Genomic DNA, 21,150 nt, shown 5'->3' with positions numbered 1-21,150 from the left:
ATGAAAAAGGCAGGAGGCTCACGGGTCACCCGCGGAAAGCGTAGTCTTCCACGGAAATCAATAGCGGCGATGTAAGGTACAATCAAAAAAATGGTGCTCACCGGCCGCCCGCGGAAAGCGTAGTCCTGCACGGAAATCAATAAGCGGCATTCAAAGAACCGCACAACGAAACTACCAACTTCAAAAAATTTTTAACATATTCGTATAAAAATCTATAAAACTGCCCATCCTTTTACCAACGAACAAATTTCAAGTAAAAGTTGGGAGTTGAGATGAGAATGATGAAAACAAGACAGGATGCCTGGACCGAAGAAAACGATCTGCTTTTAGCCGAAACGGTCCTGCGCCATGTACGCGAAGGCAGCACACAGTTGAACGCATTCGAAGAAGTCGGGGATAAACTGAACCGCACATCCGCAGCCTGCGGGTTCCGCTGGAATGCAGTGGTGCGCCACCAGTATGAAAAAGCACTGCAGCTTGCAAAAAAACAGCGCAAACAGCGCCACCGCCTGCTGGGGAAAGATCAGGGCGGAAAGAAGAAGCTATTATACAAGCCGCCTACACCTTCAATGGAAGAGCTTGATGCTATGTCTCTATCAATGGAAGAAGCGGAAGAAGAAATGGAGTTCCAATTCGAGGATTATGTACCGGCAACCGAGCAGCTTTCACAGCAAGCCGCCCAGGCAGAAGCTGAAGTTCCAGTGGAAGCAGAAGAGCAAACCGCCGCTCCGCAGGCACCAGCCAGTAAGCATATGGTGAATCCGTCAGGCCTTCGCGGGGAAGTCACACTCGAAAAAGTGATCGCTTTCCTGCAGAACATGGCACAGACGAGCGTGAACTCGGATATCGTAAAAATCGAGAATCAAAGATTGAAGCATGAAATCGCCGAGATTAGGAGAGAAAACAAGGAGCTTGAAAAGAAAGTCGCCGAGCTCGAAACCAACTCCGTCACGATGCAGGAAGATTACGAAACACTCATGCAGATCATGAACCGCGCCAGGAAGCTCGTCCTGTTCGATGAGGAGGGCGAAGCAAAAGCACCGCGCTTCAAAATGGACCGCAACGGCAACCTGGAGAAGGTCGCAGAGTAACTTATATATGTGAGCCCCCCTTTTAATAGGGTTCCCAAGCCAGTATGCCTTTTTTGAAAAAGGTGTGCTGGCTTTTATAGTGGAAGGGGGGGATTCCCTTTTGTTTCACCCTCACGACCCGGATTTAAATGCGGGAGCACCTAATATATGTGCGAGATATTAAACATAAGTGAGGACTGGCCCCATATATGTGGCGAATTGGTTTAATATAAGGGTGATAGCAGGTCAGGATACACCATTCGGTATACACCGGCACCTCACCCCCGCCTCCTCAAACTCTACCATTCTCCAATCCCGTCAGCTGATCAGTCCGATGATCGTGAATAAAACCACCGCTGCCCCCGCCAGGCCGATCACCGGAAAGGCGAACAGTTTCCTAAACCGCCCCCAGACCGGATTTTCCAGCTTTTTGTCATAAGGGACTACCGCGAAAAACGGGCTTTCCAGCATTTTCTGGAACAGGCTTTTCAGCCACGATTGGATGAAAAAAACGAAACCTGCAAAGACGATCCATTTCAGCCATACCGGCAACACGATGACCGCCGACAGCGTCAAGAAAAACATCTGGATATAAAGCATCAAATAGTTCCTTCGCAAAAAACCCTTCACCACGAGTTCCAGAAGACCATCTTCTTTTGAGCGGTCTCCTTTAAAAATCCGCTTCGAATCGCGGAACATAATGATCGGACTGTTCCTCTGGTCGACAGGTTCCTTTTCCACTTCCATCGAATACGTCAGAATCAGCTTGATATACCTGACCTTTTCGCGATTCTCGATTTCGATCTCTTTCATGAACCATCGGTCAGAGCGAGGCATCTGTTTCAAATGATAGAAAATGACCGCGGCCGAAATGAAAAGACTAAAAACGCCGGCCAATCCCGGTGCCGCGTTCGTCACCATAACGACTGCTCCAGCCGTGAGCAGAACGAACACCGCAAATATAACCGATCCCTTAGAAATGAACTTTTTCACCGTCATCAAAACTAGCTTCACAGCAAGCACCGCTGCCAACAAAGGCAGGACCTCCACAGCCGTCAACCCGTACTCACCAGCGAACAAAGGAAGCGCAATGACACCTGCAGCCATAACCCGGATCACCGACCCCGCCGCCGAATATAAAAACCCGAGACGTTTAAAAGGGACAAGAAGTTCTTTTTTCTGAAGGAGGTACAAAAGGTCTGCCTCCATTAAATAGGTCCTGAAATTCCCGCCGGCCGTCACCAGCAGAATGAGAACAAATAAAACGGTGAAGGGAAGCCGCCCGCTCCAATAAAGACCGCTGTGCTCCCACATATCCGCGTACAAAAAAGGAGCCGCGATCATCACCGGGATGACCAGATAAACGACGATCGTCCAGTCAAGGACCGTCTTCATAACGCCCCATTGATAGCCCCGCTCTGCAGTCAGCCTCCTCCTGAACAACGTGCTAGCCCGCATGACTGTCACGCTCCGTCAGCAGATCAAAACAATCGAACAATGAACCTTCCTCCAGGCCGCTGTCGCGCCGGACCTCTTCCAATTTCCCCTGCACCACAAGCTTTCCGTTCGAGATCAGGACAAACCGGTCGCAAATTTTCTCGGCCGTATCCAGCACGTGAGTCGACATCAGGATACCGGCTCCGCGCTTCTTTTCATGATCGATCAGCTGCAGCAGCTTCTTCACAGCATTCGGATCCAGCCCCATGAACGGTTCATCAATGATATACAGATCAGGCTTTTTCAAGAACGCAAGAATCAGCATCACCTTCTGCTGCATCCCTTTTGAAAAACTCTCCGGATAGTTGTGGATCCGCTGTGACAGCTGAAAAAACTCCAGCAGCCTCTTCGCCTCGAGCTTGAATTCCTCTTCCTGGACGTCGAGCGTGGAAAGAAGAAAATCGATATGCTCCCATAACGTCAGGCGGTCGTAAAAAACCGGCCGCTCCGGGATATACGCATAATCCCCCACCTCCACCTTTCCGCCCACATGTTTGAGGATCCCGATAATCGATTTGATCGTCGAGCTTTTCCCCGCTCCGTTCGGCCCGATTAGCCCGACAAGCTCCCCCGGACCGACCGAGAAACGGATATCCTTCAGTACATTTGTATTCCCTGCATAACCTGCTTCGTTTATATCAACTGTTAAATACACTGCATTCTCCTCCAGTATGAAGTACGATGTTTTTTACATGTACGAACTACGAAGAGGAAAAGTTTCAATTTTTTACCATATACCTATAAAAAAGACCAAATGCGCCCCACGGCCATTTGGTCTTTGCTTATTCGCCCAATACCTTCTCGTTCCGCTCCACGACTCTCTGGTAATACGTTTCGTACATCGTGTATTCTTCACCCTGAAGGGCACTGGAATAAATCCCGCCGAACGATTTCAGTGCTTGCAGAAAGCGGAGCATCACATCCTGCACGGTCAGCTCGACACCCAGGAGCTCCGATAATGAAGCCATCACCTCAGGACGGATCAACGGGAACGTGAACTTCGTCTGTTCTCCCTTCAGCCCCGTTTCATAAAAACGGCGGACCAGCTCCGCACGCTCCGAACCGCTTCCGTTCACGCAGAGATAGATCTGAACCGCCACACCGTTCCGGATCCGCCGCTGCGAAATCCCTGCAAATTTCCGGTCGCGGATGCTCAGGTCATAGCTTCCCGGACAGTACGATTCCGTGATTTCCTTCGCTTCCATTTCCGCATCGAAATCCTTGAACATCTCCTGAACGAGCAGCCACATCGCATCGTATCCTCTATTGATATCGATCCCTTTCTCCGAATCCGGGAACACGAGCGACAAATTCAGAACCCCTTCATCCAGCACCACGGCCAGCCCCCCGGAGTTCCTCACAATATATTGATAACCCGCTTCCTCCAACACGCCTAACGCCTCAGAAAGAAACGGCAATTTCGTATCCTGTATCCCAAGCACCACCGTCTGATGATGGACCCACGAACGGGCAGCCGGATCGGACTGGTCAGCCCCGACAGCCGTGCACAACGTATCATCCATTGCAAAAGACTGCAGCCCACCGAACATCGGCCCGAGACTCGACTGATCAATCACCCTCCATCGTTCCTGACGGAGCAGTGCATACGCTTTTTCCTTATCCATAACGCTTCTCCTTCACTGAAAACATGCGGGTTTATTATATCATAAATTGGTTGGGGGATGCCTGGGACTTGGCGGGGAGTGGGAGTGGGACTGAGACTGGGATCCGGGTTCGGCTGCGGGCGTGGGGATCGGTGCCTGGCATGGAGGGGGCGTTTTGTGCCAGGCACAGCAGGCGGGATTTGTTCCTGGCACAGAACGGTGATATTGTGCCAGGAACAATGGCACTGATTTGTGCCAGGCACAGATTCCCTTTTTTGAGCCTGGCTCAATCCGGCCAAAACGAGCCTGGCTCAGAATCCCCATTTTGACCCTGGCTCAAATCAACCCAATCGAGCCAGGCACCCCGCTGCACCCGGGTGATCGGTGTACCAGGTACAAATCCAGCCGCTTGTACCTGGTACATTCCCCCCGTTTTGTACCTTACCTGGTACAATCCATCAAACCTGTACCTGGTACAAACCACCCCCGTTGTACCAGGTACACCCCAAAAAACCTCACCACAAACAAAAAAGCGGGACCCCCATAAAAGGAGTCCAGCTTCCTTCAGCAAATTACAGCGCCTGAGCAGCTGTAATCAATGCCAATTTATATACATCTTCCTCGTTGCATCCGCGGGAAAGGTCGTTTACAGGGGCGTTCAATCCTTGGAGGATCGGGCCTACTGCTTCGAAGTTTCCTAGGCGCTGGGCGATTTTGTAGCCGATGTTCCCTGCTTCGAGGCTCGGGAATACGAATACGTTGGCGTTACCCTGGATGTCTGCACCCGGTGCTTTTTTCTCTGCAACGGATGGGACGAAGGCTGCGTCGAATTGGAATTCGCCGTCCACTGTCAGTTCAGGTGACTTTTCTTTTGCAATCGTCACAGCTTCTACCACTTTTTCAGTTTCTGCTGATTTTGCAGATCCTTTCGTTGAGAAGCTGAGCATCGCAACACGCGGGTCGATGTCGAACATGCTTGCAGTCTTTCCGCTTTCCACCGCGATTTCAGCAAGGTCCTGGCTGTCAGGTGAAATGTTGATCGCGCAGTCGGCGAATACGTATTTCTCATCGCCGCGCACCATGATGAACACGCCTGATGTTTTGCGCACGCCTTCTTTTGTCTTGATGATCTGAAGCGCAGGGCGGACCGTGTCAGCTGTTGAGTGGGCGGCGCCGCTCACTAGGCCTTGTGCCTGTCCAGTGTATACAAGCATCGTTCCGAAGTAGTTGCCGTCCAAAAGGATCTTCTTCGCATCTTCTTCTGTCGCTTTTCCTTTACGGCGCTCGACGAAACTTTTCACAAGGTCGTCCATGCCGTCGAAGGATGCAGGGTCCACGAGTTCACAGCCGTCAAGCTTCACGCCTGATTGATCTGCAACCGTTTGGATTTCAAGCGCGTTCCCGATGATGATCGGAGTCAGGATGCCGTCGCTTGCCAGACGGGATGCAGCGCGTACGATGCGTTCGTCTTTTCCTTCAGGGAAGACGATTTTCAATTCTTTGCCTTTGATTTTATCTGTCAGTGTCGTAAATAAGTTACTCAATAGAGGAACCTCCTTGATTTATACATATCCATTCTTAGAATACTCTACTCATATAGGAATTCAAGGAAAAGGGAAAATGTATTCGGTTACACTTGCAAAGTCTTTGTTTTCAAAAAATTCCCCTTCGCCACACATCATTCCTATACCCGGTCCGCCATGCAGACAATCCCTTATGTAACACCTTTTAGTGTGTTCCGTAAAAACGCTTCCTATCCTATAATTGTGCCATTTTAACGACATTTGGGTTTCACGTTCTTCTTCTTTGACCAAACTATGATATAGTGACATTGAAAGGGTTTTTTTAGAGTTGTTGCTTACGTACCTGTTCTGTTTTTTTATTTGGAGCGCTCGTGACGTGCTCTTTTCGAAAAGAACCTTGAACAGGATGCGGACGTATAACTGAACTACCATTCAAATATGTTTATAGCGGCAGCAATGCGAAAAAAGCTCAAATGGAAATAGAATTCAAGGAGTGATTGAACATGGCAGAACCAGCACAAACATTGGATGGTTGGTATTCACTGCATGATTTCCGTGCAATGGATTGGACTTCATGGAAGATGCTTCCGAGTGAGGAACGTTCAGCGGCAATCGCTGAATACCGCCGTTTCTTAGATAAGTTGAACACGACTCAGGCTGCAAAAGAAGGAAGCCATGCCCTATACACAATCGTCGGGCAAAAAGCGGACTTCATGATGATGATCCTTCGTCCTACGATGGAAGAATTGAATGAGCTCGAAAACGAATTCAACAAGCTGAAAATTGCTGAATTCACGATTCCGACATTCTCTTACGTTTCTGTCGTAGAGCTAGGAAACTACATGCCGACCGAGGGCGATCCTTATGAAAACCCTTATGTTCAGGAGCGCATCTATCCGATCCTTCCGAAAGCGAAGCATGTCTGCTTCTATCCGATGGACAAGCGCCGCCAGGGCAATGACAACTGGTATATGCTTCCGATGGAAGAACGCCGCGCGTTGATGAAGAGCCACGGCATGATCGGCCGCCAGTATGCCGGCAAGGTCAAGCAGATCATCACCGGTTCTGTCGGCTTTGACGATTACGAATGGGGCGTGACCCTGTTCACCGATGACGTTCTTCAATTCAAAAAGCTTGTATACGAAATGCGCTTCGACGAAGTCAGCGCACGCTACGGCGAATTCGGTGCATTCTATGTCGGCAACCTTTTAGAAGAAGATGGGATTGAAAAGTTCCTTCACGTGTAAAAATGAAAAAGCAGTCCTCCCGGGTCAAACCCGGGAGGACTGCTTTTTTCTTTATTTTATTTCAATCGTATTCAGCATCTTCAGCATTTCAGGAACGATCCCTTCCGACTCCTCCGCATTCCGGAAATGAATCGTAAACTTCAGCAGGACGCCGTCCACTTCTTTTACCACAATGTTCTTCTGTACGCCTGAGTCATGGGCGTGCATCACGAATTCCGACCCTTTGTAAAACGGCAGTGAATTCTCAGAAGGGAGTTCGGTCACCTTGCCGAGCAGGCGGAGCTCATTCTGCGCCTGTTTTTTCAAGGAGCTGATATCTGTACCGGCAAGGATGACTTCGACTCTTGTAAAATAATAATCGTCGTTGGATTGAAGGATGAATTTTCTCGGTTCCTCCGCCGTATAGTAATAGCCCGGACGCGGCGTCAAACCGGGAATGACCTTGTCGGCATCATAACCCGTCGATTTGTCCGATGTAACCTTATTCACTTTCAAGACCTGCCCGGTAAAAATGAGGCTGCTTTTCAAGCCGTTATTCCTCTTCAGTTCATCTACGGTCAAGCCGTACGTCTGGCTGATCCCCCATAATGTATCCCCCGGCCTGACCAGCACGAACGCCGGGATGATCAGTTTGTGTCCGGCATAGATGGTGTCGGATTTCAGTCCGTTCACATGTTTCAGCTGCCCGACTGTCGTGTGTTGCTTCTTCGCGAGGCTCCATAAGGTGTCCCCTTTTTCGATGGTGATCATTTTTTCAAAACGGAGCTTATCGCCCGCAAGGATCACGCTTGAGTTTAGGTTGTTGCTTTCCTTCAACTGGTCCATCGTCAACCCGTATTTCTGAGATAAGCCCCACAGAGTGTCCCCTTTTTTGATTAAATGGAATCCCGAGGCTCCTGCACTTGATGCACTCAGCGCCGTGATGATCAGGGCGAGTGCGGCTGATTTGAATAGACTGCTTTTTTTCATCTTCATCCCCCAGTATGTTTTCTCATGATGCTCATTGTTACTTCTTCCTATACTTCATTAGACGGCAAGAAAAATGTCCGGTTACGTAAGAATGAGCCCATTTTGAAAAATGGCCGGATCAGATGATTCATCTTTCACTCCCTAAATATAAGAATATCTTATTCCAAACAGACATAGACATGAATTAGTGAGACAGAAAGCATCTTCTAAAGTGAGGTGGGAAGATGGCTGTTGTTCCCCATAATGAGAAGGAAGTGAAGCTCCTCGCCCGATTGATGAGGGCCGAAGCCGAGGGTGACGGTCAGCTCGGGATGCTGATGGTGGGTAACACCGGGATCAACCGTGTAAGGGTAAGATGTCTGGACTTCAAGGACATCAATACGATCCAGCGCATGGTGTTCCAAAAGCCCGGCGGATTCGAAGCCACGCAGAAAGGCTACTTTTATCAGCGGGCAAGGGAGAAAGACATCAATCTTGCCAGAAGGACCATTAAAGGCGAGAGATTCCATCCCGCTTCAAATGCGTTATGGTTTTTCCGGCCTGAAGGAGATTGCCCGGCCCAGTGGTATAACCAAACCAACTCGGGCCGATTCAAATCGCACTGCTTCTTCATCCCGACCAGGGCGGATTGTCCGAGAGCCTATTAACGTGCCGGGATCCGAACGCTTTAAAATCCATGTTTTTCAAGGAGGTATATCACTTGTCAAATCAAGAATACAACCCTTATTACCAAGGGTATCAAGCGTATGATCCATATCGTCAGTACTATGCTGCCGGAATGCAGGGGCAAGGGCAGATGCAGGGCCAGCAGGGTCAATACGGCGGGATGCAGCAGCCGCCTGCACAGCAAAATGCCCCGGGACCGTCCCAGAACATTCCCGGCATGCTTCCTGTTGAAGAATCTTATATCGAGAACATCCTCCGCCTTAACAAAGGAAAAGTGGCGACCGTGTACACGACATTTGAAAATAACACACAGTGGAATGCAAAAGTATTCAAAGGCGTCATCGAGGCGGCCGGGCGCGATCATCTCATCCTGAGCGATCCCCAGTCGGGAACGCGCTACCTGATTCCGATGATCTATCTTGACTACATCACCTTCGACGAAGAAATCGAATACGAATATCCATTCAACGGCGGCGGACTTACAAACTATTCTCCGCGATAAGCAGATTCCCAAGTGTTCAAAATTTCATTTTGGACACTTTTTTTATTTTCAGGGACTTCTCTAGATCGACAAAGAACAGACGCCGAAATAACTGACCACAAAAAAAGACCGACTCCATAAGAGTCAGCCTCCGATGTTATTACATCGTCTTCGCTGCAAAAATGACAAGCAATATCCACCCTGCAAGGAAGCTCACTCCCCCGAGTGGTGTGATCGCTCCAAGTACCTTGATGCCGGACAGGCTCAGGACATACAGGCTTCCCGAGAACAGGATCGTCCCGATCACCATCAGCCAGCCCGACCATGATAATAGGGATGTCGGTGAGAAGGTTCCCATCAGGACACCGATGATGATGATGCCGATTGCGTGGAACATTTGATAAAGGACACCTGTATTCCAAGTATCTATGTATTTTTGAGAAATCTTGCCTTCGAGCGCATGGGCACCGAACGCCCCGAGGCCGACCGAGAAGAACGCACTGAGCGCTCCGATGATAATGAATGTTTTCATGGTTCTGCTCCTCCACTTGTATTAAGGGGAATAAACTCCTTAAACCCCGTATTTTTTAAAAATCGAACAATGAATCCCCGTTTGCTCCATCGTCCGTCTCCAGCGGTTCTTCCTTCTGGATCTGCACCGGCCGCCGTTCAGGCTGTTGCTGCCGGTCGGAGATGTATGGGACGGTCTGCTGTGATTGGATGGGAGCGGTGAAGCTTCCTGCCTGGCTGTTTTCCTCAAGCAGGACTTCGCACAGCACTTTGATCGAGTTGATATGCTCCCGGATCTGCTGGGATTTCTCTGCAGATTTCGCCTTTGCCAGCTCACGTTCCATTTGTTTGATGACGCTTTGATGAGGAATATTCATCCTGTGCTTCCTCCTTTCGAGCTTTCGTTCATTATCTATATCCTACTTCTAAATGGAAGCATAATCAAATATGTTCAGCGCCCTCACTAAGGTTTCCCGACAAACTTCAAACACGGACGTCCCGATGACTGAAGGACCACCGTTGACGGCATCGCTTTCGTCTTGAAGCCGTATCCCCTGCATCCCCTCGGGTGGGCGGGTTCCCATGTTGTATAAAAGTAACGGCACTTAAAGCAGTTGATCCGCTTTTCATTTTCCACCACATCAAAGCCTCCTTGCAAGACTAAAACCCCTCTCACGCTTGCCGGACGAGGGGTTCAGGAATGTTTCACGTGAAACAACTTCATTATTCAAGGCTGTTTAAAAGTTGTTGCTTTCGTAAATTGGCTTGTATCCTGAACATAGCTTTTGGACGTGCTCTTATCGAACTCAAGTTCAAACAACGGACGGACAAGCTGAAAATACTTCTTGGGTGGAAAGCAACAAAGTATGCGAAAAGAGCCTTATTCAATGCACCAGTCGATCTCATCCATCCCTTGCTCTTTTAAAAATTGATTCGCCTTCGAATACGGCTTGCTCCCGAAGAAACCGCGGTGGGCAGACAGCGGGCTCGGGTGCGGGGCGGTGATGATTTTGTGCCTGGATTCATCAATCAGTGCACGTTTCTTCTGGGCCGGTTTTCCCCAAAGTAGGAACACCATCGGCTTTTCGCGTTCATTTAACAGGGTGATGACCTTGTCGGTGAACGTCTCCCAGCCTTTGCCCTGGTGAGAATGGGCTTTCCCTTCCTCCACCGTCAGGACGGTATTCAAGAGCAGGACGCCCTGCTCCGCCCACTTGACGAGGGACCCGTGCTGCGGAATCTCACACCCGATATCATCGTGGAGCTCCTTATACATATTGCGGAGCGACGGAGGCACCTTGACGCCTTTTTTGACGGAAAAGCTGAGCCCTTCCGCCTGATTCGGCCCGTGATAAGGATCCTGCCCCAAGAGGACGACCTTCACATCCTGATACGGCGTATAATGAAATGCATTGAAGATATCGTACATCGATGGATGGGTGGCCGAATCTTGATATTCACCCTTCAGCCACTCTCTCAAATTCAAATAATAGTCTTTATGAAGCTCCTCCCCGAGGACTTCAGACCAGTCGTTTTTAAAAACAGCAGATGACAACGCGGAACATCCTTTCTAGTTCTCGTACGTGATGGTCACTTTATAGCCTAATTGTTCAAAGAAGCCTTTCAGCGACTTTTCGGCATTTTTCTCCGCAGCCTGCAGCAGCCCCTGATCCACCGCTTCCTGGCTGATCATATCCTTTGCCACTTCGGCAAGGGCGAAACCTTCATCCCAGTCAACATCGCTCCGGAAGATCCCCTCCACGGAAAACGTCTTGATATTGTCCGTGTCGAGTGACGGATCCTGGAGGATCGCTGCAGGCGGAAGTGTCAATTGGATTTCCTTCTTCTCTTCATCTACCACTATATCGTTTTTATCAACCTGCTGTAAATCAACACCCGCAAGCACCGTCCCGGGAACCACCATCAAAAGTTTCCGCTTCGTCCCGGGCAGATCCGCACTGATCTCTTTTCCAAAAATCTGATTGTCCTCCTGCTCGATGACCGCCTTCACAAACCCTTGAGCGGTCGCCAGCGAACTCATATCCTGTATCCGCTCGACAAACGAGCCCTTCTCCTCTGTAAAAGTGGAACCCGACAGCCACGTATACATAATGGCAGCGGTCCCTCCCACTGCTAAAATAATCACCAGCAGCACGAGCAGGATCCTGTTTTTCCAAAACGACAGAACCCCCGTCATCACCTTCCATGATTTCCTTTCGCTCCTGCTTCTATGTTGAACAGCCGCCGTCGCGCCTGTTTCCCTCTCACTCGCCTTCAACTCTTCCAAAATCCCTTCCATTTTCCTGATCTTTTCATATTGGGTGCTCAAGCCCTTCACCTTCCTCTATCTCTATTATATGAAAATATGTCGAATCTTGGAAACAATTATTCTTTCAAATCTTAATGCTAGATTATGGAAGTTTTAATTTGACTACAGCGGGAAAAGCAGTACCAAGCTAAAAAAAATTCAGGAGGTTGAGAAATATGTATAAAGTTGAAGTCGTTGAAAACGTAGTCGGAGCAAAAACGAAAATCGAATCACTGGCAATGGAAGGTTTCACGAAAGATGACATTTATGTCTTCGCACATGACAAAAAACGTTCAGAGCACATTACCGAAGGCACAGGCACCGAATCGATCGGCGTGAAAGAACAGGGCATGATCGAAAGCATGGGGAATTTGTTCAAAAGCCGCGGTGATGAACTTCGCACGAAAATGAAAGCCGTCGGCATGAACCAGACCGAAGCAGACACTTACGAAGAAGAGCTCGACAAAGGCAAGCTCGTCATCGTCGCTTCAAAAGAAGCGAGAGCGAACAACGCCAATCCTTTCTGATGTGACTGAAAGCCCGTCCCGCGATACCGGACGGGCTTTTTTCATGCGTCAAAAGATTGAACATTTGTAATTCCACCGGCAGTATTATATCCTTTATTCAGACAAAAAATGGACACGACAATAGGAGGTAATCATCCATGACTTTGAAAAAGACCCTTACAATCGCAGGATCCGATACGAGCGGCGGCGCCGGCATCCAGGCGGACCTGAAAACATTCCAGGAACACGGCGTGTACGGAATGACCGCCCTGACCACGGTCGTCACGATGGACCCGAACAACCACTGGCACCATAATGTCCACCCGCTTTCGATCGACACCCTGGAAGCACAGTTGGAAACAGTCCTTTCCGTCGGGATCGACGCGATGAAGACAGGCATGCTCGGAACGGTTGAAATCATCGAGCTTGCAGCAAAGAAAATCGACCAATTCGGCTTGGATAAAGTGGTGATCGACCCTGTCATGGTGTGCAAAGGGGAAGACGAAGTACTGAACCCCGAAACGACCGACGCCATGAGGGAGCACCTCCTTCAGCGCGCGACCGTCGTAACGCCGAATCTGTTCGAAGCAGGCCAGCTTGCACAGACCGGCCCGATTAAAACGATAGACGGCATGAAGGAAGCCGCCAAGAAAATCCATGACCTCGGCGCGAAGAACGTCATCATCAAAGGCGGCAAGCAGCTCGAACACGACAAGGCACTCGACCTGTTCTATGACGGTAGCGAGTTCACGCTGCTGGAAGAGGAAAAAGTGGAAACATCCTATAACCACGGCGCCGGCTGCACGTTTGCAGCGGCAATCACATCCAACCTTGCAAACGGCCAGGATGTGAAGGAAGCCGTCCAAAACGCGAAGAAATTCGTAACCGCGGCAATCAAACACGGTTTTAAATTGAACGAATATGTAGGCCCTGTGATGCACGGTGCTTATAATCGTTTTGAAAAATAATCGTTTGCTTTGAGGGTATGGGTGCCAGGCACAGATCGGATGATTTGTTCCTGGCTCCTTTTTTGTATGTGCGGGGCTGGGACCTGTTGGGGATAGCAATTTTTCGACAAGTGGCGCAATTAATTGGAATTCGGCGCAATTATCAAGAAAGTGGCGCAATTAATATTACTATATTAATATTCCAGGCTTTGAGGGGAGTTTTCACAGCCTGCTCAGTGTAGGAATAGTATTAAAAAGGCATTCTCTTAAGCAAAAAGGTACAGCTCGGTAAAAGAAAAGAAAATTTGTCAAAACCCTTTTAAAAAATGACTTTACATCCTTTCATCCCAGCTTCTCCAACCGCCCAAGCCGTCTCAGGAACTTCCCCCATCTCCCCATCTGAAAACGTGGCAGCCTCCTAAACAGACTTTTCGCATTCACCGAAAAACTTTAGTAAAATGGAACATAATACGTAATAGTCTTTTCTGTACCTAAGGAGGAAATGGAATGGAACCGATCAAGATCGATGACGCGCAGGGATTGATCAATCAATTCGCCCGTCAGGATGTCTACATACATTTGGAAACGACGAACGGGGCGTACGCCGCTCATTTCAACGAAGGCTTTTTCAATGCGGGCGCGTATATCCGCAATGCTAAAGTTAATTACGAACACGGGAAAATCATCGGGGACGGACCTTTCCGCGTCGGCCTGAAGATCGAGCTCGGCTGGATTTATGCAGAAGGCCTCACCCACTACGAAATGGATGAGCACGGCCGCCTGCTCATGGCCGGTCACGGTGCAGACGGAAAACTTGCCGTTGCACTTGAAATCAGCCCGACTCCGTTTAATTAAGAAAGGAGAGTCCAAAATGGAAAAAGAGAAAAGAGTCCTGGTCATCTTTCCGCACCCGGATGATGAAGCATTCGGCGTATCCGGAACGATTTCAACCCATATAAACAGCGGCACGCCTGTGACGTATGCATGCCTCACACTCGGCGAGATGGGGCGCAATTTAGGGAATCCCCCGTTCGCGACCCGTGAATCACTGCCGCTCATCCGGAAAAAAGAACTCAAAAAAGCAGCCGAAGCGATGGGCATCAAAGACCTTCGCATGATGGGCTACCGCGATAAGACGCTCGAATTCGAGAACGATGAGAAGCTCGCCAACATGGTGACGGAACTCATAGAAGAACTCAATCCGTCGCTGATCATCAGCTTCTACCCGGGCTACTCGGTCCACCCCGATCACGAAGCGACAGCGCGTGCGGTCGTACGTGCGGTGCGCCGCCTTCCGAAGGAGTCCCGTCCGAAATTGCACTGCCTGGCGTTCTCCAAGGACTGCCGCGAAGAACTCGGCGAACCGGATATCGTCAACGACATTAAACCGGTAAGGGACCAAAAGATCGAAACGCTGAAAGCCCACATCTCACAGACAGCCTGGATGCTGCAGGATCTCGAAAAAGGCCTGAAAACAAACGACCCGGAAGCCCTGAAATGGGTCACCACCGAAGTCTTCTGGAGCTATCAGTGGGATAACGATAAAGTAGATTGAAGTCTGAATGAACAACTGAACGCATACACCAAAGCATGGGACATTCGATAAATGTTTCATGCTTTTTTTATTTTGATTTCCAGTAGTTAAGCATAGGTATAAAAAGAAGTTCTCTATAATGAGTGATTACTCACTTTACAAAACCAACCAAACCCTTTATATTAAAAAGTGAGTAATCACTCACTACCCAGTCATCACCCACGAAAGGTGTGAAATCATGAACCCAATCATTCGATTAAACGATGTTTCAAAATCATTTAAAACACAGCATGTATTGAAAAATGTTTCCCTCGATATCGAACCCGGCGAAATCTACGGCCTCCTCGGTCCGTCCGGTTCAGGAAAGACGACGATGATCAAAATGATGATCGGCCTTGAGCTTCCTTCAGAAGGAACTGTCACCTTTAAGGGAAGCGAGCTGAAAGCAAGAACCTTATATCCTTCGATCGGTTATATGGCACAGTCGGATGCCCTTTATGAGGAGCTGACCGCCAGGGAGAACCTCGAATTCACCGCCTCGCTTTACGGTCAGAAAAAAGCGCAGCGGAAGCAGCAGATCGAGAAAGTGATGGAGCTTGTAGACCTCCTCCCCCACCTCGATAAGCCGGTGCATCAGTTTTCCGGGGGCATGAAAAGAAGACTTTCGCTGGCCATCGCCCTTCTCCATGATCCGGACGTCCTTTTCCTTGATGAACCGACCGTCGGGATTGACCCGGTGCTCAGAAAAGAGATATGGGATGGATTTCATAAACTCAAAAAGGACGGCCGGACCATCATCATCACAACCCACGTCATGGATGAAGCGGAGCGCTGCGACCGGCTGGGGCTCCTGCAGCATGGGGAGATCATTTCAAGCGACACACCCCAGGCCATCAAAGCATCGTACGGTGTGGATTCCATTGAAAACGTATTTTTGAAAAATGGAGGTGTTTCTCTTGAGAATTAGCGGTTTTGTCGTTCGTATCATCAGGCAGCTTTTCCGGGATAAACGGACGCTTGCGCTTATGTTCCTCGCTCCGCTTTTAATTTTGACGATGCTTTCGCTCGTGTTTTCCTCTGAGGATTATGAACCGAAAGTGGCCGTGTTCGATGTACCCCGGCCCCTCCAGGCAAAGCTTGACCTCGGTGATTTCAAGCGCTATGAAAATAAAGATGCGGCACTCTCTGCGATGAAGGACGGGGACCTGGACGGTTACGTCACGTTTGACGATTCTGCTGAACCGAAGATCACCGTCGAAGGAAGCGATCCGTCTGTCAACGGTGCCGTGTTGAAGAAGGCCCAGACCCTCTTCCCTTCCCAATCTATGAATCTCTCAGATCGGGTAACCTTTTTATATGGGAATGAAGACATGGGGATGTTTGATTCATTCGGGCCCGTGCTGCTTGGATTCTTCGTATTTTTCTTCGTCTTTCTGGTGAGCGGGGTCTCATTTTTACGAGAGAGGACGACAGGGACTCTCGAGAGATTGCTGGCTTCGCCGATCAAGATTTGGGAGATGGTCTTGAGCTACGTGATCGGTTTCGGGATTGTGACGTTGCTGCAGGCGGCACTGATATCCTGGTTTTCCATCTATGTTCTCGATATGATGATGGCAGGCAGCTTTTTTAACGTACTGATCGTGATCGTACTGCTTTCGTTCACCGCATTGACGCTTGGGATCCTGCTGTCTGCGTTTGCGAAAAATGAGCTCCAGATGATGCAGTTCATCCCGATCGTCGTGGTTCCGCAGCTCTTCTTTTCCGGACTGTTCAACCTTGATACGATTTCGGAGTGGCTCAGCTGGGTGGGGCCGTTGACGCCGCTTTATTATGCAGCCGGCGCGCTCCGGGATGTGATGATCCGCGGGTTCGGCTTCGGCGATCTGCTGTTCAATCTCTCGGTCCTTGCCGGGTTTTCACTGCTGTTCATGATCCTCAATGTTGCAGCGCTGAAAAAATACCGTAAAATATAAGGTACTACGACTACGTTAGGGGTTTACGCATGGCTGAGGAAAAAGATATTTTCAAGCAATTATTTGAACAAGTTGAACCGTTCACGGAGAAGCAGCAGAAGATTGTGGAAGCTGCGATCGAGATGTTTGCGGAAAAAGGCTATGCCTCCACTTCGACGAGCCAGATCGCCAAGAAGGCAGGCGTGGCCGAAGGAACGATTTTCCGTCATTATAAAACGAAGAAGGATCTGCTTCTGTCGATCGTATCACCGACCATGGCCAAACTGATCGCGCCGTTCGTGATCCGCGATATCAACAAAGTTTTGGACGCCAAATACGAGCGCTATGAAGATTTCCTGAAGGCGATGATCCTGAACCGTCAGGAGTTTCTGAAGGATAATATGACCGTCTTTAAAATCCTGATCCAGGAGATCCCGTTCCATCCAGAACTGAAGGAACAGTTCAAGGAGCATATCGCCCGCAAGATCTTTGAAAAGTTCACCGCCCTTGTCGATCACTACAAAGAGAAAGGCCAGATCATAGACCTTCCGTCACCTGCTGTGGTGCGCTTCTCCGCGACCAGCATCTTCGGCCTGCTGCTCGTCCGCTATGTGTTCCTGCCTGAGGAAGACTGGAATGACGAGAAGGAGATCGAAATGACGGTCCAGATGATCCTGAACGGTGTGGGAAAAGAATAATATGCATGAGCTCCGGCTGTGTCCGCGGCTCTTTTTTTATGCCGTTTTACGCCGGGGTTTCACGGGTAACATACATTACATAGTTAAAGGAGGAATTCTGATGAACTTTCCATTTCATGATAAAACGCTGGAAGGACAGCATATTTTAATCACCGGGGCGACCGGCGGGATTGGCTATGCCGCTGCAAAAGCAGCCGTCGCTGCCGGTGCCCGCGTGACGATCACCGGACGGAATGAAGGGAAATTGAGTGAGCTGAAGCAGGAGTGCGGGGACGACAATGTATTCGCGGTGAGGGCAGATCTGTCCAAGCCCCAGGCACGCGATCAGCTGGTCGAGTCCGCTGCGAACGAATTCGGCCCGATCACCGGCCTCCTCAATTCAGCAGGGATCGGCGGCGGTGACATCGTCGAAAACTTAACCGAAGAGGATCTCCGTGGCATCATGGAACTCAATTATTTTTCACTGGTCGAACTCACGCAGCTCGTTTATAAAGGCATGAAAGACAAGGAAAAAGGAGCGATCGTCAACATCGCCTCCCTCTCAGGCCTCCGGGGAACGCACGGCAACTCGGCGTACAGCGCATCCAAATTTGCGGTTGTCGGCTTCACGCAGGCGTTCGCCTTAGAAGCGATCGAACACGGCGTACGCGTCAATGCGGTATGCCCGGGATATGTGGACACCGAAATGGGCCGGAACGCCATCAAATCAAAAGGCGAACGGAACGGACGCAGCTACGAGGAACAGCTCGATCTGGCAAAAGAAAGCATCCCGTCCGGAAGGCTGACTTCTCCTGAAGAAGTAGCGAACACGATTGTATATCTATTGAGTGATGCTTCCGAAAACATCGTCGGGGAGTCCGTCAAGATCTCTGGCGGCAGTGTGATGAGGTGATTTTTTTGAATTGTGGCCGTTGTTTTCAAGAGCAGCGGCCACATTTTTGATGAAATGACGGGCTTTTATGTTCGGTGAGGCAGCAATTACGGCGATTTCGGCGGTCAAATCAGCGCCGGTTCTACGTTTATTATCAAAAACAAAGGTTTTATTATCAAAAATCCGATTATATTATCAAAACCGGACACTTTATTATCAAAAATCATAATATATTATCAAATCGCCCGCTAGTCCCAATCCACCTCCTCTGAACCGGCCGCACATCCAACCGTCCGAACTCCCATCTACATCCTCCCCGCCCAAAAATTAGTCCCTTCCGCCCTTCACAAAAATATCCATTCTATGGTTTAATGAATAGTACATTGGAACGATATTAATCAATGAGGTTGTCATTTTTTTGAGGAAGGTTTCTTTATATACTAAAAGCAGGAGAAGGATCTGCCGCTTTTTTTTTAAACTTTTAACCGAACATACGTTCTAATGGTGGTGAAAAAAATGGACTCATTGAAAGAGAGATTTTACCGTATCTACCCGGATTTGAGGGGAAATAAAGCAGTTGAATCGTTTATGACCAGGCCCGAACACCAGGAACTTTTGAAAGAATTTTTGACGTCGCCGAGTGCATCGTCGGAGGATTGCCTGAATGAAGCATTCAAGGCCCATTATTTCGGAATCAGATTCACTTCCTATGTCAGTTCATCCTTATATTTTCATAGTGTCAATTTTGATAAAAAAATCCGCCTTCACCGCGGCAGGCAGCTCTTGACACTCGATCAGCCGCTCGGCGGAGATGAGGACGGTACGTTCAAGGACATGATACCGGGACACGGTGACCCGATCCCTTTACCCGAACAAAGCCTGGAAGAATCCATCACTGATGACAGCCTCCTCCATGCATATAGAAAACTCACAGACCGGCAGAAGGAGATCCTTGACCTGGCTTATGTCAGGGAGCTGAGCGATACCGAAATCGCTGACATCCTGAAAGTATCACAGCAGGCTGTTTCGAAATCCCATAAAAAAGCCTTGGCAAAATTAAAAGAAGAATTACGGAAGGAGAACTGAAATGAACGCACTTTATGACATGGTAAAAGAAGCGCAGGATGACAGTCTTTACGAAGTGAATGTGGTGCAGAGCTTCGAGCCGAAAATCAAGAAGTCGCTGCGCCTGACGCATCAGGAGAACCGGGAAGACCTCGAACAGGAACTCAGGATCAAGGTGATCGGCTATGTGCGCACCTATTCACTCGAAGACGTGCCGGGATTGTTTGATTTGCGGAAATAAGCGCCACTCCCCAGCATAGAAAGGACCACTAAACACGTCTCCCCCCGTGTTTAGTGTTGACACCCCTCTCCTTCTTTATAAGGTGTAAGGCAAACAAAACAGCGTAAGTAGCGGCAGGGATGGCCGCTCTTATCCTGCATCCCTTTTGGATGTCTCACAACTCAATCAACGCCCGCAGCGCTTTAAACCGTATAACGGGCAATCCAAAAAAGGGAGATGTTTTGATGAACTGGACAAGAACAATGAGAAATGGTGATTCCGGCAGTGATGTAAAGGAACTTCAGATCCGTGTTGCAGGCTGGGCTGCAGATTCTCCTTCACAGACGAGAGTAGCGGTAGACGGGGCGTTCGGTTCCGGAACAGAGGCCGCCGTGAAGCGGTTCCAGCGTGCGTACGGGCTCTCAGCGGACGGAATTGCCGGTCCAGCTACCCACTCTAAGCTGAACGCCCTGGAAAGCAGCGATGGATCGACCGCCAACTTCAACTTCAGTGAATTTCATTCAAAAGACGGCAGCGGATTTTCCGGCGGGAAGGTCGGTTCCACACAGGTAAAAGAAAATGTCCGCCGCTTGATGTATAAGCTTGAAGCCCTCCGCAAGAAGCTTGGCAACGTGCCAATCACGATCAACTCAGGGTTCAGGAGCATCAGCCACAACAGCAATGTAGGCGGGGCATCGAACAGCATGCACCTGTACGGCGTGGCATCCGATACAAACCCTTCAGGAAAAACGCCTTCCCAGACAGCAGAAATCGCGAAGACATGCGGATTCAGCGGCATCATCAAATATAACACGTTCGTCCACGTAGACAGCCGCATCGAATATCCATACGGATCCCAATTCTGGTATTGGGCGTAGGAAGGGAGGATGATCAGTATGCCAAAGATTGTACTAGATCCTGGACACGGCGGGAATGATCCGGGAGCAGCCGGTAACGGACTACAGGAAAAACAGCTGACCCTCACGATTGCTTCAAAGGTAAAAACACTGTTGGAAGATCAATACATTGTTGACGCCATCATGACTAGGACCTCGGATGTCTATGTCGGATTATCAGAGCGTGCCCAATTTGCCAACGGGATCGGGGCTGATTACTTCGTCTCCTTCCACCACAACGCAGGCGGCGGGACCGGATTTGAAAGCTATATCTATCCCGGCACTGCGGGTACGGAAACAGGCAGGCGCCAGGACGTCCTCCATGCTGAAATCATGAAGTTTTACAGCGGCTACGGACTCCGTGACCGCGGCCAAAAGGAAGCCAACTTCGCCGTCCTCCGGGAAACCGCGATGCCTGCGATCCTGCTTGAGAACCTGTTCATCGACCATGAGGGCGACGCTTCCCTATTAAAGAATGCCTCGTTTATCCAGGGGCTTGCCGTGGCGATTGCCTCAGGGATCGCCAAAGCCGTCAACCTGCAGCCTTGATTTAGATTATGACCGCGCCCCGGGCAGGCACCACACA

At 49.5% G+C, this 21,150-nt stretch carries 27 protein-coding genes; 16 read left to right on the top strand and 11 right to left on the bottom strand.

The window, feature by feature from the left end:
- Positions 1 to 281: 281 nt before the first annotated feature.
- Positions 282 to 1,091 (top strand): RsfA family transcriptional regulator, encoded by an 810-nt coding sequence (locus tag BHE18_RS22450; RefSeq protein WP_071620719.1) that lies wholly within the window; start codon positions 282 to 284, stop codon positions 1,089 to 1,091.
- A gap of 297 nt (positions 1,092 to 1,388) precedes the next feature.
- On the opposite strand, the gene BHE18_RS22445 is transcribed toward BHE18_RS22450, so the two are convergent.
- From BHE18_RS22445 to pta, 5 genes are all read right to left on the bottom strand, one after another.
- Positions 1,389 to 2,528: an ABC transporter permease gene (locus BHE18_RS22445; protein WP_071620694.1), complete on the bottom strand. Its 1,140-nt coding sequence runs from the start codon at positions 2,526 to 2,528 to the stop codon at positions 1,389 to 1,391.
- Entirely contained in the window at positions 2,518 to 3,222 is a 705-nt protein-coding gene (locus tag BHE18_RS22440; RefSeq protein ID WP_071620693.1) for an ABC transporter ATP-binding protein, read from the bottom strand. Before BHE18_RS22440 ends, BHE18_RS22445 begins: the two co-directional genes overlap by 11 nt.
- 127 nt (positions 3,223 to 3,349) lie before the next feature.
- A complete protein-coding gene (locus tag BHE18_RS22435) occupies positions 3,350 to 4,192 on the bottom strand; it encodes a lipoate--protein ligase family protein (protein ID WP_071620692.1) in 843 nt (280 codons plus the stop codon).
- 265 nt (positions 4,193 to 4,457) lie between these two features.
- A complete protein-coding gene (locus BHE18_RS23415; RefSeq protein WP_171910774.1) occupies positions 4,458 to 4,595 on the bottom strand; it encodes a hypothetical protein in 138 nt (45 codons plus the stop codon).
- 148 nt (positions 4,596 to 4,743) lie between these two features.
- A complete protein-coding gene (pta, locus tag BHE18_RS22425) occupies positions 4,744 to 5,715 on the bottom strand; it encodes a phosphate acetyltransferase (protein ID WP_071620690.1) in 972 nt (323 codons plus the stop codon).
- Positions 5,716 to 6,197: 482 nt separating this feature from the next.
- Between pta and hemQ the strand changes: the two genes are divergently transcribed.
- Complete coding sequence (hemQ, locus tag BHE18_RS22420; protein WP_071620689.1) at positions 6,198 to 6,941, top strand: hydrogen peroxide-dependent heme synthase; 744 nt, start codon at positions 6,198 to 6,200, stop codon at positions 6,939 to 6,941.
- Between the two features lie 51 nt (positions 6,942 to 6,992).
- Here hemQ and BHE18_RS22415 read toward each other — a convergent pair whose 3' ends face one another.
- Positions 6,993 to 7,910, bottom strand: coding sequence for a LysM peptidoglycan-binding domain-containing protein (locus BHE18_RS22415; protein WP_071620688.1), 918 nt, complete (start codon positions 7,908 to 7,910; stop codon positions 6,993 to 6,995).
- Between the two features lie 224 nt (positions 7,911 to 8,134).
- Between BHE18_RS22415 and BHE18_RS22410 the strand changes: the two genes are divergently transcribed.
- Positions 8,135 to 8,557, top strand: coding sequence for a cell wall hydrolase (locus tag BHE18_RS22410; RefSeq protein ID WP_071620687.1), 423 nt, complete (start codon positions 8,135 to 8,137; stop codon positions 8,555 to 8,557).
- 53 nt (positions 8,558 to 8,610) lie between these two features.
- Positions 8,611 to 9,078: a spore coat protein GerQ gene (gene gerQ, locus BHE18_RS22405; RefSeq protein WP_235860429.1), complete on the top strand. Its 468-nt coding sequence runs from the start codon at positions 8,611 to 8,613 to the stop codon at positions 9,076 to 9,078.
- A 139-nt stretch (positions 9,079 to 9,217) separates the two neighbouring features.
- On the opposite strand, the gene BHE18_RS22400 is transcribed toward gerQ, so the two are convergent.
- The 5 genes from BHE18_RS22400 to BHE18_RS22380 all read right to left on the bottom strand — a co-directional run bounded on the left by BHE18_RS22400 (position 9,218) and on the right by BHE18_RS22380 (position 11,905).
- Positions 9,218 to 9,589, bottom strand: a complete 372-nt coding sequence (locus BHE18_RS22400; protein WP_071620685.1) for a DUF423 domain-containing protein — start codon at positions 9,587 to 9,589, stop codon at positions 9,218 to 9,220.
- Between the two features lie 55 nt (positions 9,590 to 9,644).
- A complete protein-coding gene (locus BHE18_RS22395; RefSeq protein ID WP_071620684.1) occupies positions 9,645 to 9,944 on the bottom strand; it encodes a YwdI family protein in 300 nt (99 codons plus the stop codon).
- A gap of 86 nt (positions 9,945 to 10,030) precedes the next feature.
- Positions 10,031 to 10,207: a uracil-DNA glycosylase gene (locus BHE18_RS22390; RefSeq protein ID WP_083573936.1), complete on the bottom strand. Its 177-nt coding sequence runs from the start codon at positions 10,205 to 10,207 to the stop codon at positions 10,031 to 10,033.
- 240 nt (positions 10,208 to 10,447) lie between these two features.
- Positions 10,448 to 11,122 (bottom strand): uracil-DNA glycosylase, encoded by a 675-nt coding sequence (locus BHE18_RS22385; protein WP_071620683.1) that lies wholly within the window; start codon positions 11,120 to 11,122, stop codon positions 10,448 to 10,450.
- Between the two features lie 15 nt (positions 11,123 to 11,137).
- Positions 11,138 to 11,905, bottom strand: coding sequence for a DUF4230 domain-containing protein (locus BHE18_RS22380; protein ID WP_440480411.1), 768 nt, complete (start codon positions 11,903 to 11,905; stop codon positions 11,138 to 11,140).
- A 146-nt stretch (positions 11,906 to 12,051) separates the two neighbouring features.
- On the opposite strand from BHE18_RS22380, the gene BHE18_RS22375 reads away from it, so the two are divergent.
- From BHE18_RS22375 to BHE18_RS22320, 12 genes are all read left to right on the top strand, one after another.
- Positions 12,052 to 12,402, top strand: coding sequence for a general stress protein (locus tag BHE18_RS22375; protein ID WP_071620681.1), 351 nt, complete (start codon positions 12,052 to 12,054; stop codon positions 12,400 to 12,402).
- Between the two features lie 137 nt (positions 12,403 to 12,539).
- The gene (gene pdxK, locus BHE18_RS22370; RefSeq protein WP_071620680.1) at positions 12,540 to 13,349 is read left to right on the top strand and encodes a pyridoxine/pyridoxal/pyridoxamine kinase; all 810 of its coding nucleotides are present in this window, start codon (positions 12,540 to 12,542) and stop codon (positions 13,347 to 13,349) included.
- Positions 13,350 to 13,835: 486 nt separating this feature from the next.
- Positions 13,836 to 14,183, top strand: coding sequence for a YojF family protein (locus BHE18_RS22365; protein WP_032086991.1), 348 nt, complete (start codon positions 13,836 to 13,838; stop codon positions 14,181 to 14,183).
- Between the two features lie 16 nt (positions 14,184 to 14,199).
- The gene (gene bshB2, locus BHE18_RS22360; RefSeq protein WP_071620679.1) at positions 14,200 to 14,883 is read left to right on the top strand and encodes a bacillithiol biosynthesis deacetylase BshB2; all 684 of its coding nucleotides are present in this window, start codon (positions 14,200 to 14,202) and stop codon (positions 14,881 to 14,883) included.
- A 217-nt stretch (positions 14,884 to 15,100) separates the two neighbouring features.
- A complete protein-coding gene (locus BHE18_RS22355; RefSeq protein ID WP_071620678.1) occupies positions 15,101 to 15,829 on the top strand; it encodes an ABC transporter ATP-binding protein in 729 nt (242 codons plus the stop codon).
- Positions 15,819 to 16,835: an ABC transporter permease gene (locus BHE18_RS22350; protein WP_071620677.1), complete on the top strand. Its 1,017-nt coding sequence runs from the start codon at positions 15,819 to 15,821 to the stop codon at positions 16,833 to 16,835. Before BHE18_RS22355 ends, BHE18_RS22350 begins: the two co-directional genes overlap by 11 nt.
- A gap of 29 nt (positions 16,836 to 16,864) precedes the next feature.
- Positions 16,865 to 17,512 (top strand): TetR/AcrR family transcriptional regulator, encoded by a 648-nt coding sequence (locus tag BHE18_RS22345; protein WP_071620676.1) that lies wholly within the window; start codon positions 16,865 to 16,867, stop codon positions 17,510 to 17,512.
- Between the two features lie 100 nt (positions 17,513 to 17,612).
- Positions 17,613 to 18,404 (top strand): SDR family NAD(P)-dependent oxidoreductase, encoded by a 792-nt coding sequence (locus BHE18_RS22340; RefSeq protein WP_071620675.1) that lies wholly within the window; start codon positions 17,613 to 17,615, stop codon positions 18,402 to 18,404.
- Between the two features lie 495 nt (positions 18,405 to 18,899).
- A complete protein-coding gene (locus BHE18_RS22335; RefSeq protein WP_071620674.1) occupies positions 18,900 to 19,469 on the top strand; it encodes a sigma-70 family RNA polymerase sigma factor in 570 nt (189 codons plus the stop codon).
- A 1-nt stretch (position 19,470) separates the two neighbouring features.
- Complete coding sequence (locus BHE18_RS22330) at positions 19,471 to 19,689, top strand: hypothetical protein (protein WP_071620673.1); 219 nt, start codon at positions 19,471 to 19,473, stop codon at positions 19,687 to 19,689.
- 224 nt (positions 19,690 to 19,913) lie between these two features.
- Complete coding sequence (locus BHE18_RS22325; RefSeq protein WP_071620672.1) at positions 19,914 to 20,546, top strand: D-Ala-D-Ala carboxypeptidase family metallohydrolase; 633 nt, start codon at positions 19,914 to 19,916, stop codon at positions 20,544 to 20,546.
- Positions 20,547 to 20,564: 18 nt separating this feature from the next.
- Positions 20,565 to 21,113, top strand: a complete 549-nt coding sequence (locus tag BHE18_RS22320; RefSeq protein WP_071620671.1) for an N-acetylmuramoyl-L-alanine amidase family protein — start codon at positions 20,565 to 20,567, stop codon at positions 21,111 to 21,113.
- Positions 21,114 to 21,150: the final 37 nt, after the last annotated feature.

It is taken from the genome of Rossellomorea aquimaris, assembly GCF_001877785.1.
GTDB classification, from domain to species: domain Bacteria; phylum Bacillota; class Bacilli; order Bacillales; family Bacillaceae_B; genus Rossellomorea; species Rossellomorea aquimaris_A.
The sequence above is the reverse complement of the archived record's forward strand: the minus strand, read 5'-3'. Positions and strand labels throughout refer to the sequence as shown.

Excerpts from the sequence above, each read along its gene's own strand:
- BHE18_RS22450 (WP_071620719.1), top strand. The coding sequence starts at position 282 with ATGAAAACAAGACAGGATGCCTGGACCGAAGAAAACGATCTGCTTTTA.
- BHE18_RS22445 (WP_071620694.1), bottom strand. The coding sequence starts at position 2,528 with ATGCGGGCTAGCACGTTGTTCAGGAGGAGGCTGACTGCAGAGCGGGGC.
- BHE18_RS22435 (WP_071620692.1), bottom strand. The coding sequence starts at position 4,192 with ATGGATAAGGAAAAAGCGTATGCACTGCTCCGTCAGGAACGATGGAGG.
- BHE18_RS23415 (WP_171910774.1), bottom strand. The coding sequence starts at position 4,595 with ATGTACCAGGTACAAGCGGCTGGATTTGTACCTGGTACACCGATCACC.
- hemQ (WP_071620689.1), top strand. The coding sequence starts at position 6,198 with ATGGCAGAACCAGCACAAACATTGGATGGTTGGTATTCACTGCATGAT.
- BHE18_RS22415 (WP_071620688.1), bottom strand. The coding sequence starts at position 7,910 with ATGAAAAAAAGCAGTCTATTCAAATCAGCCGCACTCGCCCTGATCATC.
- BHE18_RS22410 (WP_071620687.1), top strand. The coding sequence starts at position 8,135 with ATGGCTGTTGTTCCCCATAATGAGAAGGAAGTGAAGCTCCTCGCCCGA.
- BHE18_RS22400 (WP_071620685.1), bottom strand. The coding sequence starts at position 9,589 with ATGAAAACATTCATTATCATCGGAGCGCTCAGTGCGTTCTTCTCGGTC.
- BHE18_RS22395 (WP_071620684.1), bottom strand. The coding sequence starts at position 9,944 with ATGAATATTCCTCATCAAAGCGTCATCAAACAAATGGAACGTGAGCTG.
- BHE18_RS22375 (WP_071620681.1), top strand. The coding sequence starts at position 12,052 with ATGTATAAAGTTGAAGTCGTTGAAAACGTAGTCGGAGCAAAAACGAAA.
- pdxK (WP_071620680.1), top strand. The coding sequence starts at position 12,540 with ATGACTTTGAAAAAGACCCTTACAATCGCAGGATCCGATACGAGCGGC.
- BHE18_RS22365 (WP_032086991.1), top strand. The coding sequence starts at position 13,836 with ATGGAACCGATCAAGATCGATGACGCGCAGGGATTGATCAATCAATTC.
- bshB2 (WP_071620679.1), top strand. The coding sequence starts at position 14,200 with ATGGAAAAAGAGAAAAGAGTCCTGGTCATCTTTCCGCACCCGGATGAT.
- BHE18_RS22355 (WP_071620678.1), top strand. The coding sequence starts at position 15,101 with ATGAACCCAATCATTCGATTAAACGATGTTTCAAAATCATTTAAAACA.
- BHE18_RS22345 (WP_071620676.1), top strand. The coding sequence starts at position 16,865 with ATGGCTGAGGAAAAAGATATTTTCAAGCAATTATTTGAACAAGTTGAA.
- BHE18_RS22340 (WP_071620675.1), top strand. The coding sequence starts at position 17,613 with ATGAACTTTCCATTTCATGATAAAACGCTGGAAGGACAGCATATTTTA.
- BHE18_RS22335 (WP_071620674.1), top strand. The coding sequence starts at position 18,900 with ATGGACTCATTGAAAGAGAGATTTTACCGTATCTACCCGGATTTGAGG.
- BHE18_RS22330 (WP_071620673.1), top strand. The coding sequence starts at position 19,471 with ATGAACGCACTTTATGACATGGTAAAAGAAGCGCAGGATGACAGTCTT.
- BHE18_RS22325 (WP_071620672.1), top strand. The coding sequence starts at position 19,914 with ATGAACTGGACAAGAACAATGAGAAATGGTGATTCCGGCAGTGATGTA.
- BHE18_RS22320 (WP_071620671.1), top strand. The coding sequence starts at position 20,565 with ATGCCAAAGATTGTACTAGATCCTGGACACGGCGGGAATGATCCGGGA.